The sequence below is a fragment of the Trichodesmium erythraeum IMS101 genome, from assembly GCF_000014265.1.
GTDB classification, from domain to species: Bacteria; Cyanobacteriota; Cyanobacteriia; order Cyanobacteriales; family Microcoleaceae; genus Trichodesmium; species Trichodesmium erythraeum.
Window position 1 is genome coordinate 7,220,406 of record NC_008312.1, and the last position, 14,178, is coordinate 7,234,583.

The 14,178-nt window shown below is 35.6% G+C and carries 13 protein-coding genes; 7 read left to right on the forward strand and 6 right to left on the reverse strand.

From position 1 onward, the window contains the following. Nucleotides 1-1,747: 1,747 nt before the first annotated feature. The 6 genes from ispE to TERY_RS22750 all read right to left on the reverse strand — a co-directional run bounded on the left by ispE (nt 1,748) and on the right by TERY_RS22750 (nt 9,042). On the reverse strand, nt 1,748-2,692 hold the full coding sequence (gene ispE / locus TERY_RS22720) for a 4-(cytidine 5'-diphospho)-2-C-methyl-D-erythritol kinase (protein ID WP_011613980.1): 945 nt from the start codon (nt 2,690-2,692) through the stop codon (nt 1,748-1,750). A gap of 1,729 nt (nt 2,693-4,421) precedes the next feature. After that, nucleotides 4,422-4,715: an RNA-binding protein gene (locus TERY_RS22725; protein ID WP_011613981.1), complete on the reverse strand. Its 294-nt coding sequence runs from the start codon at nt 4,713-4,715 to the stop codon at nt 4,422-4,424. A gap of 599 nt (nt 4,716-5,314) precedes the next feature. Next, nucleotides 5,315-5,623 (reverse strand): RNA-binding protein, encoded by a 309-nt coding sequence (locus tag TERY_RS22730; protein WP_011613982.1) that lies wholly within the window; start codon nt 5,621-5,623, stop codon nt 5,315-5,317. 369 nt (nt 5,624-5,992) lie between these two features. Then, entirely contained in the window at nt 5,993-7,399 is a 1,407-nt protein-coding gene (locus TERY_RS22735) for an NAD(P)(+) transhydrogenase (Re/Si-specific) subunit beta (protein WP_011613983.1), read from the reverse strand. Then, nucleotides 7,396-7,689 carry a proton-translocating transhydrogenase family protein gene (locus TERY_RS22740; RefSeq protein WP_011613984.1) on the reverse strand — a complete coding sequence of 98 codons (294 nt, stop codon included), beginning with the start codon at nt 7,687-7,689 and terminating at the stop codon, nt 7,396-7,398. Before TERY_RS22740 ends, TERY_RS22735 begins: the two co-directional genes overlap by 4 nt. A 210-nt stretch (nt 7,690-7,899) precedes the next feature. Beyond that, nucleotides 7,900-9,042 carry a Re/Si-specific NAD(P)(+) transhydrogenase subunit alpha gene (locus tag TERY_RS22750; RefSeq protein WP_011613985.1) on the reverse strand — a complete coding sequence of 381 codons (1,143 nt, stop codon included), beginning with the start codon at nt 9,040-9,042 and terminating at the stop codon, nt 7,900-7,902. 793 nt (nt 9,043-9,835) lie between these two features. On the opposite strand from TERY_RS22750, the gene TERY_RS22755 reads away from it, so the two are divergent. The 7 genes from TERY_RS22755 (at nt 9,836) to TERY_RS22780 (ending at nt 13,914) form a co-directional block, all read left to right on the forward strand. Continuing rightward, nucleotides 9,836-10,363 carry a DUF2808 domain-containing protein gene (locus TERY_RS22755; RefSeq protein WP_044137023.1) on the forward strand — a complete coding sequence of 176 codons (528 nt, stop codon included), beginning with the start codon at nt 9,836-9,838 and terminating at the stop codon, nt 10,361-10,363. 117 nt (nt 10,364-10,480) lie between these two features. After that, complete coding sequence (rpmH, locus tag TERY_RS29020) at nt 10,481-10,621, forward strand: 50S ribosomal protein L34 (RefSeq protein ID WP_011613987.1); 141 nt, start codon at nt 10,481-10,483, stop codon at nt 10,619-10,621. A gap of 49 nt (nt 10,622-10,670) precedes the next feature. Further along, entirely contained in the window at nt 10,671-11,078 is a 408-nt protein-coding gene (gene rnpA / locus TERY_RS22760) for a ribonuclease P protein component (RefSeq protein WP_044137024.1), read from the forward strand. Further along, a complete protein-coding gene (locus TERY_RS22765) occupies nt 11,050-11,439 on the forward strand; it encodes a PH domain-containing protein (protein ID WP_011613989.1) in 390 nt (129 codons plus the stop codon). Before rnpA ends, TERY_RS22765 begins: the two co-directional genes overlap by 29 nt. Before the next feature lie 184 nt (nt 11,440-11,623). Beyond that, entirely contained in the window at nt 11,624-12,772 is a 1,149-nt protein-coding gene (yidC, locus tag TERY_RS22770; protein ID WP_011613990.1) for a membrane protein insertase YidC, read from the forward strand. Continuing rightward, entirely contained in the window at nt 12,772-13,272 is a 501-nt protein-coding gene (locus tag TERY_RS22775) for a R3H domain-containing nucleic acid-binding protein (protein WP_011613991.1), read from the forward strand. The genes yidC and TERY_RS22775 overlap by 1 nt, the downstream gene beginning before the upstream one ends. Before the next feature lie 132 nt (nt 13,273-13,404). Continuing rightward, complete coding sequence (locus TERY_RS22780) at nt 13,405-13,914, forward strand: YceD family protein (RefSeq protein WP_011613992.1); 510 nt, start codon at nt 13,405-13,407, stop codon at nt 13,912-13,914. The last annotated feature ends 264 nt before the right edge of the window (nt 13,915-14,178 follow it).

Genomic DNA, 14,178 nt, shown 5'->3' on the forward strand with positions numbered 1-14,178 from the left:
TGTTATGAAGATTTTTTATCCAGCTTTAAAGTTACTGATAATCCTGCTAAATCTCCTGTAATTAAATTCGCTTATTCCAAGAATAATTTAGGTAAATATTCACATGCTATTAATAGCTTTTTCATTCGGTTTAAGTTGAATATATTTACCTTGCTTTAACCAAAACCAATCAAATTATCCATCATAAACTCCCTAAACTAAATATTCTTAAGCTTGATTACTTCGATCAGCTTTTAACTTATCATGTATATCAAATTAGGCGGTACTAGCTAACATTTCTACAATTAACTCTGGGGTATCTTATACATAGCCATCTTTGCTAATTTATAGATTATCCATTCTTAGTGATTTTCAATAAAGCATTAAGTTTAGGTTTATTGTCAGCATTAAGACACACTGTACAATTATCTACTACTTTAACTCCAAGTGTAGCTAACCAATATTTACTATACCTCGCCATAATTTAGATCATGAGGTTCTCTATCTTGGCTAAATCTTAAAGATAATGCCATATAAACAATTCATTCAATTAATTCAATTGATTTGGCTTTTTTAACATAAAACATTTGCTCATAACAGACTGTTTGTCAAAAAAAGCTAAAGATGGCCATGAAGAAGTATTGAAGTTAGGAAAAATGGAAACAATGAGCACTATCAAATAAATGTCCCGAAAATTTTTAGTTAGGGCTCTAAACTCTCACCAGTGGTAACTACTCCAACCTCTGCTACCAAAACCTCTCTCAACGAAGGCCAAAACCAAATGCTAATCTCAAAAAAGTAGTAAATGGTATATTCTATATCCTTTAGCCTGCTTGTTATTGGTGTTCTTTGCCCCAGGAGCTACCTCTTTGGTAAACTGTGTCAAATTACTTTCGTAGATGGTGGTAAAAAAGTAAAAAGTCCTAAGGGTAATATCTTGGTTGATACTCAAGGAAGACTACTAGAAGTAGTAATAAGTGAGGCAAATATAGGAGACCATTAGGGTCTACAGCCCTGGTCTAGGAACAGGGTGTAAATATTCCAGAAGGACGAATTAGTCTAGACTGAGTCTGGTTATAGAGTACCAAAATTTGCTATGGCGATCGCAGACCTGATTTTAGAAGAGTGGAAATACTCAAGGTTAATACTCAAGAATTTGAAGTCTTAGCTAGACGATGGGTAGTAGAGAAAACTTTTCCATAGCTCGTTCAGAACCGACCTTTAGCTATGAGCTATGAACAATTATCTAAGATTAGTAAAGCTATTATTTAGACTGCAATGATTACATTGATGTTAGGAAAGCTTGGTACTAAAAACTCAGGCCGTTCTTAATATTTGTTTTACAACCAGTCTCTAACGCTGTTAAAATTCAAAAGTCATTAGTTATTCTCAGTTGTCTTGAGTTGGAATTGTTTTTTAAGTTTTAATATAGTTTTAAACATAATAATTACCTTTTAATTAAATGTGCCTTTCAAAAATATATATTCATAGGTTTTATTGCTGCATTAGCTATAATAAAATTTTTGTTTTTTTACCTATTTTTTTTGAGTTTCCTAACGTCAATAAAACCGACCATTGTTAATTATTTATAATCACCATAAAAAAAAACATAATCTTTGATATTACTCATAACAAAAAAATAAAGTCTCAAATCTATCCTTTTCAAGGGATGAATAAAATGCCATACATATTTCAATTCTTTGCTGAGTTCCCTTAGTACTAATAACTAATAACTGAAAGAGCTTATTTCTTCAAATGACTCCTAATATTAATGTGCAATACTAATACCACTAGAATTAAACTGTGCTATCCAAAATTCTAAATCTGGGTCAGCCATTTTCTCTTTTACCGCTGCCCTCACTTCTTCTGCTTGAGATTGAGATTCTGTTAAAGCAAACATAGTTGGTCCTGAACCAGACATCATAGTTCCTAATACATTTTCCGAGGCAAAAGCCTCCCTTAATTTTAATAATTGGGGATATTCTGACAAAGCCACCTTTTCTAGATCATTATGCAATAGTTCACCAACTTCCTTATAGTTGTGCTCAACGATCGCCGATACCATCGGTCCAGAATGTACTCTTTGCCTACTACTTTTCTGACTTTCTGTATCGCTAATATAAGTATGGCCAAACTTTTGACGATAAGTTTTATATGCCCAAGGTGTAGAAATAGAGAGATTTTTGTATTTAGCTAAAACCACATAAATATGGTCTAAATTTGGCAGTGGAGAAAGTATTTCACCTCGCCTCGTTCCCAATGCAGTTCCCCCACCAATACAGAAAGGAACGTCTGAACCCAACCGTGCTCCCAACTCTTGTAATTCCCTGTGAGTTAAACCCAGTTCCCACATTAAGTCTAGACCAACTAATACTGCCGCTGCATTTGTCGAACCTCCTGCTAACCCGGCTGCCATAGGAATATACTTATTGATAGTAATTTCAACACCTCCGTATCGAGCAAATACTTCTGGAAATTCTTTGCTCATCAGGGAAGCTGCTCGGTAAGCAATATTGTCTACATCTTGAGGCACTAAAGGATGGTCGCATCGCACTACAATAGTCTCAATGCCAATCGAACGAATATGTATTTTGTCTGCTAGACTAATGCTTTGCAAGACCATTGCTAATTCGTGATAACCGTCTGGGCGATCGCCGATAATTTCCAGATACAGATTAATTTTGCCAGGAGCAATTAATGAGTAGGAACGCATTTTAAGTGGTTTAGTTTAGATAGTTTTATTATTTTAATTTATATTAGTATGGAGCTTTGTTGTACAAAAAAGAGAAATTAGAGTAATATTACAGCAGTAAGTTGCACAATAAAATAAGGCCAAAGTCCAGAGAAAATTACATGGTCAGGGAAAATGGAAAACCATGGTTTATTGTCTAGGTAAGCGCCTGACTCTACTTAAGTTGCATTTGGGAGTAGATTAGGCAATAGGAGAAATTGTTATGTGTCACAGCTGTGGTAACAACTAATTATGTTAATGATGACGAAGTTTTTTGAGACTTACATATCCGAAGCTGAAGGTAAGATTTTCCAAGTTTGATAGGGATAGTGCTGATGATAAGTACAAATTTTAAAAAGTAGCTAGCTAGCGGAGAGGCAAACCAACCATTTCACCTCACAAAAATGCCGTAATTAGGCAACGCCCGAAATTGTAATGCTCCACCTCAGCTGAGATACGAGATGCAAGAGAGATATCCCTCGGGTAGGAGGTAAAAAATGGAAACTTGAGAGCGAATACTATCGGCACTCCTTATGGTTTTGTGTAGTATTTGGTAAGGAAAACAACAACAATAAGAATGAAATCGGATGAAAGATTTAGACGATCGCTTTATGTTAGCTGCTGTAGGACTCTGAAATTTCTACTTGATAGTAGCCTAGGTTAGTGGGTACAGCGGAAAATTTGACAATATTATTTTCCTAGTTTTAAGATCTTATTTAGCGACAAGTCTAATGTTGATATATATTCAAGGGTATTTGCTGCTCCTATTTTTAACCAATATAATGCTTGTGCTTTTTGCTTGAACAATAATTGCTATCTGTTAAGATAATATTTTTTAAGTTCTGCGACTGATTCAAGAATATCTAGTTTAATAAGACATACCATTGATAGATCTCAGAAACCTGATTTTTCTTAACGAAACAGGGTAAAATTAGGTAATTAATAGAATATATGCCAGAAGCCTTGCATGAGAAAGGATCAATAATAAACGCCGACCGAAATCAAAGAAAAAATGTGACAATGGTTGGGGCTATAAATGATTCAGGTTTCATTGCTACAATGACTTGACCAAGCGGATTAAAAACAGCCAAGTAAGTTGGTCTTGAAATTGATTGCTATGTAACAACATGTAAATTCACCTCTAATCAACTCTGTAGATGAGCTTGAAGTCAGTATACAAATCTTAATATGGCCAAGCTTTTTCATGCCTAGCTACTTAATTTTTGAGTTGATCTGACGTATAGTGCCTTTGGGTATGTCGTGACCAATCTTAAAAAATAGCCATAAAAAAAATAGCCAGAGAATATCATCCCTGGCCAAAAACTTACGTATCAGAAAATTAAATTACATTTGGTTAACAGATATTATGAGTGCTAACACTTTTCTATTAGTAATGTATGTACAGTAGAACTTTATCTACTGAGGGGAGAGATCCTAATGTTAACAAAGTTTTCTTATTTGAGCTTTTACTACATATTTCATCTTGGTTGTGGGCTCTCATAGAAGTTGATTGCTTGACTAGACTAGCAGTTATTTATCAAAATAGGGGAAAACTCATCGTTAACTAGAGACAGAACCTCTAACTACTCTGGCGTATTAGACTATAGTATGGTTACTAACTTTGGCTACAAAACTATAAACCTTATCAGCCAGATGCTTAACACTCACTGCTAAGGTAGTATCAGTACTTTATATTCACAGAATAAATGGCTTAATATCTTCCACCGGCACCGGGATCCCTTCGATTGCTTGGTTTACGTTCTTCACGAGGCTTAGCCTTATTAACCTTTATATCACGACCCATCCATTCAGCACTATCAAGTGCATCAATAGCTTTCTGTTCTTCTTCTTCACTGCTCATTTCTACAAATCCAAAGCCACGGGGACGTCCTGTTTCTCGATCAGTTGGTAACTGAACCCTCTTGACAGTACCATATTCTGCAAAAACCTCAGATAAGTCCTCTTGTGTGACATCGTAGGATAAGTTACCTACATAAATTGACATAGATTTTCTCCCAAATTTAGAGATGTGTAGAGATTTAGACTTCGGAGAGAAGCTTGTCAATAACGACAGGACAGTAACCCTCAATATGAACAAACATTATAACCGATCTTTTTCTCATTGTCATCCCATATCTTAACACAAGAGATACTAAACATTCAGAAATTTCTGTGAAAATATATAAACTACAAGATGGTCGGGGGTTATCTCTCAATGTTTACAAGAAAATCTTGTAAACACTTTTACTACATATGTCGCCTTGGCTTTTGGCAGTCATAGAAGTTAATTGCTTGACCAGGATAGCGGTGTGAGTTATCATGAGAGGGGCTACAAGCGTGGCCTGGCGCCGGCACTCCTAACTACTTTATTTGTTAGAGCGTAGCATGATTAGTAGTTTCATATCTCGGCGTTGCTGATGGGTGGGTATGATTTGTATTTTTTGGCAGTTACTAAACTATTGAATAACAAGTATTTGAAATTATTCAGTTTTGATTTTCATACCTTGAAGAAGCAACGCCTTTCATATCTCAAACTATAAACATCAGGACTCATATCCCTATCACTGCTGCTGACTACCACGGTCTCGGTCTTCTCGTGAAGAATTATTGAAATTTACCTCCTCGTGAATAATTAGGACTATTGCGCCGATTACCACCAGAACCACGATCTTCACGAGGCTTAGCCTTATTAACCTTTATATCACGACCCATCCATTCAGCACCATCAAGTGCTTCAATAGCTTTCTGTTCTTCATTTTCACTGCTCATTTCTACAAATCCAAAGCCACGGGGACGCCCTGTCTCTCGGTCAGTTGGTAACTGAACCCGCTTGACAGTACCATATTCTGCAAAAACCTCGCTTAAGTCATCTTGTGTGACATCGTAGGATAAGTTACCTACATAAATTGACATAGATTTTCTCCCAAATTTAGAGATGTGTAGAGATTTAGACTTCGGAGAGAAGCTTGCCAATAACGACAGGACAGTAACCCTCAATATGAACAAACATTACAACCGATCTCTTTCTCATTATCACTATATATTCTAACACAAGATATACTAAATATTCAAATATTTTTGTGAAGATACATGAACTCCTATAACATTGAAACATTTTATGAAGCTCTAAGATTGATAAAAAAAGGTTATCACATCATTATATATAATATGATAACCATTAAAAACTGAACAATAGCTTGCTGAGTAACACTTGCAGAAGCATTCAGCATTGTTCATTAAATATAGATAGGGCAGGATTAATAGAATAAGTTATTCTAAATATTAAAGTTGTTTGACCTCAGAAACCAACTTAGCAACCATATCCTTAGCACTGCCAAACAGCATCATAGTCTTGTCCTTGTAGAACAAATCATTGTCCACTCCAGCAAAACCAGTGCTGAGGCCGCGTTTAATCACAATAGTATGCTTAGCCTTATCTACATCTAGAATTGGCATTCCATATATAGGACTATTCTGGTCCGCACGAGCTGCCGGATTTACCACATCATTAGCCCCAATCACTAAGGCCACATCTGCCTGGTCAAAATGAGGATTGATGTCATCCATATCGTATAATTGAGGATAAGGGACATTTGCTTCTGCTAATAATACATTCATGTGTCCAGGCATCCGGCCAGCAACTGGGTGAATAGCATATTTAACCTCAACCCCTAATCCTTCCAACTGGTCTGATAATTCCCGGACAGAATGTTGAGCTTGAGCAACGGCCATACCATAACCAGGCACAATTACTACAGAGCGAGCATAACCCAACATCATTGCACCCTCTTCTGGGTCAATACTACGAACCGTATTATCAGTCTTGCCACCTGTACCGGCAGCAACGCTACCACCTTCACCAGTACCAAATGCAGCAAATAGTACATTAGTTAAGGAACGGTTCATACCCTTACACATGATAACTGTAAGAATAATACCAGAAGCACCAACTAATGCACCAGCGATGATTAACATATTGTTCATCACCACAAAACCAGCAGCACTAGCAGCTAATCCAGAGAATGAGTTCAACAAAGAAATTACCACTGGCATATCACCGCCACCAATGGGAACCACAAACATTATACCTAATACCAAAGACACACCTAGCAATGCCAAAAATACGGGTACATTAAATGGTGTGACACACATATAAACACTGGCAACAATAAACCCACCAAATAATAGAGCATTAACAGGTTGTTGCAATGGGAAAGTAATCGGAGAACCACTTATAATTCCCTGTAGTTTGGCAAAAGCAATTAAGGAGCCGGTAAAAGTTACCCCACCAATTAATACCCCTAGTAATGCCGTAATAGTAGTGGGTAATGGGGGTGAGCTCCCAACAGCTAGAAACCTCCAAAATTCACCGACTGCAACCATTGCAGAAGCAGCACCACCCAAACCGTTGAATAAACCAACCATTTGAGGCATGGCAGTCATTTCTACTTTCACTGCAGCGATCGCTCCAATAATTGAACCGATGACAATACCCAATAAAATCATCTCATAGTTCAAAACTTCTTTTTCTAGTAGGGTTGCTACAATAGCAATCAACATTCCTACTGATGCTAACAAATTACCATTCCGGGCCGTAGCTGGAGAACCCAGCTTTTTCAGGCCTACAAAAAATAGAGATACCGCTACCAGATAGCTTAACTGAATTCCAGTTGGTATAAAGTCAGTCATGATGTAGCCTCCTTCTTCTTAAACATTTGCAACATTCTATCCGTTACCAAAAAGCCACCAACTACATTAATGGTGGCAAAGACTACAGCAATTAAACCTAAAATTACAGTGACATTCCAATCTTTGTCACCAGCAATAATTAATGCCCCTAAAACTGCAATTCCTGAAATAGCATTAGCTCCAGACATCAGGGGTGTGTGCAGAGTTGGCGGTACTTTGTTAATAACCTCAAATCCGGCAAATGAAGCCAAGACGAATACAAATAAAGCTGCAATTAATGTTTCACTCATTGTTTTTTTTAAAGTTAATTATTGATTTTTTTGTTATTGGGAAAGCTTTATAGCAGTTTTCATTATTTAAAAATACAGATATTTTAATTGAAAAAGACATAAAGTAAAAGGTAGAGTGCAGAAGTTTTTTGTAGTCTACCTTTGTGAAAATCTCCTTCTTAACAATAAAAAACCCTCCTGCTGAATGCCGATCACTTAATACTTTTTTGATCAACCACCAATAGTAACTCTTAGAGCATCTTTGACTTTTTGATTGCGAATTTCACCTCCATGGGTAACACAAGCACCAGCAATGATATCATCTTCAAAGTCAAGATTGAGTTCTCCATCTTTAATCATCAACTTGAGTAAAGCAGAAATATTTTTAGCATATAATTCACTAGCGTGAACTGGCATAGTTGCTGGTAAATTTAAAGGACCAATAATAGTCACGCCATTCCACTGTACATCTTTACCTGGTTGAGTACATTCACAATTACCTCCTTGTCCAGCTGCCATATCAACTATTACTGTTCCTGGTTTCATTTGCTCTACCATTTCCTTAGTTACTAGCAATGGTGCTTTTTTACCAGGAACTTGAGCAGTGGTAATGACAATGTCTGAAACAGCAACATGCTGTGTCAGAACTTCACGAGTATGCTGTTTAGCTTGCTCGGAAAGTTCTTTTGCGTATCCTCCCTCAGCAACAGTATCTTCTTTGAGGCTCACATCTACAAATTTTGCTCCCAAACTTTGTACTTGTTCTTTAACTTCTGGACGGATATCAAATGCTTCTACTACAGCACCAAGACGACGAGCAGTAGCGATCGCCTGTAAACCAGCAACTCCTGCCCCCATCACTAATACTTTAGCAGGTTTAATAGTACCTGCTGCGGTAGTTAACATTGGGAAAAACTTAGGTAAAGCAGCAGACGCCAGCAAAACCGCCTTATATCCACCAATATTAGCTTGGGAAGATAAAGCATCCATAACTTGTGCTCTACTAGTACGAGGAATTAGCTCCATACTAAATGCAGTTACTTTCCTTTCAGCTAAACGCTTTACAATAGTTGGGTTTCCTAGGGGGTTGAGGAAACTAATAACAATGCTGCCCTCCCGTAATTTGTCCACTTCTGATTCCTCTAGTACTCCAATTTTTAGGAGCACCTTAGTTTTACCCCACAGAGCATTACTATCAGAAATGATTTTTGCTCCAGCTTGTTCATAAGCTCTATCAAAGAAAAAAGATTTTTCTCCTGCACCTGCTTCTACTTGTATTTCTAGCCCTTGTTTAACTAATTTGGCTATAACATCAGGAACTAAGGCCACACGACATTCATTGACCAAAATTTCCTTAGCTACCGATATTTTCATAAATTCTCCCTTAAAGCAGTCTTTAGATTATAGTTTTTTACTATTTGCTTATTATCTAAAATTATCAGGCTTATATTTCGTTGCTCATTGCTATCTTTAACTTATCTTATGAATTCAAAGTGGCCAGCTAAAAAAAATGGTTACTTTATAATTCCCAAAATCATTATTACAGCACTTTTCAAATTGATGAATTACATAGCCATAACCAAAAGCTTCTAGGTATGCCCTAATACAAGGTTTCTACTGTGGTCTACCTATATAAAAACTGCTGTAAAATATTTAACAAATTTCCATTCAATTAATTTCAAGGGGGTATTAGGTATGAGATTTTTGTTGATAGGTGTCAAAATCAAGATTTTGACACCCTAAGTCATATTCATGATTTCATACCAAATATCCAACTAACTTTGTGAGAGGGTATTTTTTTTAGTTACATAAGATAGGTAGGTGTTAGAATTTATTGTTATTTAACAAGATATAAATTTACTCTCAAATCAAATTTCTAGATAGGCTTCAAGTTACTTGATAAAATTTGATAGAGTTGTTTGGTGTGGGAAAAATTAAAATTATCAAAAGCTTAATCTAGAAAGGTTTGATAATTTTAGATCGATCAGATTACTATAAACCTCATAAGGGTTAGGGTTTTAGCCATTTTTTTTCCTTAATTCCCATTCCCAACAACTCTAATATGGTTAAGCAATTTCCTTGTATACCTATTTATTTATTAAATCTTGTTTATTTATCAAATCTTGATAAAGTCTTAATAAGGAGATTTTCAAGTAAAAAAAAATCTATGAAACGTATACTTTCTACATTGATGGTTAGCAGTTGCTTATTAACAGGCTTCTCAATGGCAAGTTTAGCTCAGGGAATGCCAGGCTTTACACTCTTTGGTGGGCCAGAACAGAAAAATCAGTTAAACTTCCGTTTAGATTCTGGTAAATCTGGGAGTTGGGATCGTTATCGACTAAGAATACCAGCCAAAAAATTAAATTTAGCTGTTGCTCAGTTATCAATTTCTTATCCTAATTATTATAAAGGTATATTTGATACTGATAAAATAGAAATTCGTGTTGGGACAGGAAACTCTAAAAAACCAGAGTCAATACCTATAGATGATGTAGTATGGAACCAAGAAGATAATTTTATAGAAATTTATCCTTCTGAACCAATTCCGGCTGGTAATAAAATCGAAGTAGTTCTCCACAATGTCAAAAACCCCAGATTTGGGGGAATGTATCACTTTAATGCTAATATTAGGACTCCTGGAGATGTACCTTTACTACGTTATATTGGCACATGGCTTTTGAGTATAGAGTAAATAAATACTTCAGCAATAGAAGTTATGGTTAAGAATTAACTTGATCTAGATATTTATGCTATGATTAGGGATCGTGAATTTGAAATTATTATATTGATGGTTAAGGAGTAGAGAAAAATGACTCAGCGGACTTTACATGGTACCTGTAGAAAGAGGAGAAGAGTATCTGGTTTTAGGGTAAGGATGCGTACGAGAAATGGCCGAGCAGTAATTAGAGCTCGTCGGAAAAAAGGGCGTGAGCGTCTGGCAGTATATTAGAAATTTACAGAAAATTCTGATTGGTGGAAAAATATTAGAAAATCTTACCATGTTGCCAGATGAAAGTAGGCTTCGTCATCATAAAGACTTTAGTGCTGTATATCAGAAAGGAATTCGTAAGAATACTTCTCATCTAAGTTTAAGGGCTCTGCGTCATATGCAACAGCCTCAATTAATTGAACACTCAGATCAATTATATCCTGACAGACCTACCCGCATAGGAATTTCTATTAGCAAAAAGGTGAATAAAGGAGCAGTAGTCAGAAATCGAATTAAACGCCAAATTAGGGCAGCTTTACGACAAATGTTGCCGTATATATCAAAAGGATGGGATCTAGTAATAGTAGTAAAACCAACAGCCAAACAGTGCAATTATTATGAATTTCTGCAACAATTAGAGAAGTTATTGGCACAAGTGGAGGTGTTGCATGGGTATTCGAGAGGAAGCCTTCTATGAGGGCGGCCCCCATATAGGAGATTTAATCTTTAATTTATTAATTGGCCTGACAATCATTGGCCTTCCTCTAACGGTTGCGGCTGTTGTTCGGGCCTTATGGTTAAGATATCGGATTACTAATCGCCGAGTTTCAGTCACAGGTGGCTGGATGGGACAAGATCGTACAGATATTATTTACTCAGAAATTATAAAAGTTGCAAAAGTACCTAGAGGATTAGGTGCTTGGGGTGATTTAGCAATTACTCTGAGAAATGGTACTCGCTTAGAATTAAGGGCAATACCAAGATTTAGAGAAATTGAAGATTACATAACTGAAAAAATAGTGGCCAAAACTCAAAAAGCGGATAGTACTACTAATTGATAGGAATTTAACTAATTATTAGTAGATAAATTTTTCAATTAGCTACTATAATATTAATCCAGATAAAATACTGATAAATTATTGGATTTACAGATAGTTAACTAGATATTGGGATTAGTAGTAGTAAATAATTTAAAATCGTCAAAATTAGAAATATAACCAGCCCCAAGGTAAACATAAAATAATGGATTTTGGTATAGGATTTATTTCCAACAACATAATGCTACCGATCTTAGACTTTTTCTATGGGATCGTACCAAGCTATGGTTTAGCAATTGTAGCCTTAACTCTTGTAATTCGTGCAAGTCTCTACCCATTAAATGCTGGGTCAATTCGGAATATGCGTAAGATGAAAGTTACGCAACCTTTGATGAAGAAAAGACAAGAGGAGATTCAAAAACGTTATAAAGATGATCCCCAAAAACAGCAGGAAGAAATGGGTAAACTGATGAAAGAGTTTAATCCATTAGCAGGATGTTTACCTCTGCTATTTCAAATGCCTATACTTTTTGCTTTATTTGCTACTCTGCGTGGCTCACCTTTTACTAATATTAATTATACTGTAGATTTACAAATATTTCCTCAAGAACAGTTAGAACGAATTCAACCACAAGCTTATACAACTTCACCTCAAAATATATATATTAATGATGGTGTTCACTACCAAATTTTGGCTTTGAGTCCTAATGGGGATAAGTTAATTGTTGGAGATAAAACTAAAGTTGAATTTCAAACAGTAGAGGGTAAGTCTTTAAATACTCTCATGGAGGAATATAATCAATCTGAAATTAAGCCTTTATGGACTGTAACCAAAGGTGCTGAAAGAGTTCAAATAGATCAAGATGGTAGTTTAGTAGCTTTAGAACCAGGGGAAGCTACAATTCAAGGTACAATACCAGGAATTGCATCAAATAAAGGATTTCTATTTATTAAAGCTTTGGGTCGTGTGGGCGCCTTTGATGAGAATGGGAACATTCATTGGGATATATTAATTATGGTGATTGGTTTTGGAGTTAGTATATATGCTAGCCAAACAATATCAGGTAAAGGACCTGGAGCTAACAATGCTAATCCAAATCAAGACTCTATAAACAAAATTACTCCAATTTTATTTTCAGGAATATTTCTGTTTACTCCTCTTCCTGCAGGTGTCTTACTTTATATGCTGATAGCTAACATATTTCAAACTATTCAGGCATATATCTTATCCAAAGAACCATTACCTGAAAATCTTCAGAAATTAGTAGAAGAGTCACAACCAAAAACAACAAAAATAGGAAAGGGAAGACAAGCACTGCCCTTTGAACCAGGACGTTCTAAGAAGAAAGCTTAATGCTAGTAATGAGCGATATTTATAATTATCAAGGGTTAGATGAAGGACAGCAATGGCTAGAGAAACTGCTAAATTTAGCAAAAATTCCCGCAAAAGTCATAGCTCAACAACAAGAAGATTCTTATTGGCTGACTATAGATCAAACTAACCTGACACAAGAACAAGTTTCTGTTTTAGTTGGAGTTGATGGTAAAGTAATCGATGCTATCCAGTACCTCACCAATACAATTCTGAATATAAATAATGATAATTCAGAACAACATTTGGCTTATACTGTTGAAATAGCAGGCTATCGAGCTCGTCGCCAAGAAGAACTATTATTAATGGCTGAGTATGCAGCTAAAAAAGTACGTTTGACTGGTCAGGAGTATGAATTAACATCTCTATCTTCTACGGAACGTCGTCAAATACATACTATGCTTAAGGACTGTGAAGACCTAGAAACTTACAGCCATGGACAGGAACCGGACCGTCGTTTAGTAGTGAAAATTAGAAACTAGTAAAAAATTATAATAATTGGGAAAAAAATATGATTTGTAAAGATTAAAATTATTAATTTGAGTACAGAAAATTCAGAATTCTGTATTAAGAATTCTGAATTTCTGGTTATGAATTGAGTGAGGTGAAGCTAAATGGAATTAATATCTATTCCCAGTCTATTGAAAAAAAACAATCAGACTGAATTTATCAGGTTTGAAGAGTTTATATTAGATTTGGAAACACTGAGTCCAGTTAGGGGTTATTTACAAGTAACTCATTGTGGAAATTATCTGGAAGTTAAAGGAAAATCAGAAACAATTATTACCCTCACTTGTGATAGATGTTTAAAACAGTATAACTATAAATTAGTGATTAATCCAAAGGAGTTAATTTGGTTAAATAAAGTTACAACTCAAAAAGAGTTATTCCACATAGAGGCGGAAAATTCTGTGGAACATTTAGTAGAAACTTTGCCTCCAGAGGGAAATTTTAACCCCAAAAAATGGGTATATGAACAGGTTTGTTTAGAAGTTCCTTCAAGAAAGTTATGTAAGAATAATTGCCAAGGGATAAAATTATCTGGTACGAATACTTCATCATCGGTTTTAGATAGTCGATGGGCAGCTTTAGAGGCGGTAAAAAAACAACTGAATAATAGTTGATAGTTTAATATTAAAGTTGCTTGTTAATTATGAAATTAAAAGGAAGGCAGGAAACAGAAAAAAAAGGTGAGAAGGGAGATTTTTTTGATAACTAATTATTGGGATATCAGATTAGTTAGTATTGTAGAAAACAGGCTGTACAAATGTTTTGTGAACTCCCAACAAGCTAAATTTATCTGAGTATTTGTTTCATATAGTATGAGCTCAACCGATGGTGAGCAATATCTTAATAAATTAAAGACTTTATTATTAATATTTACTGCA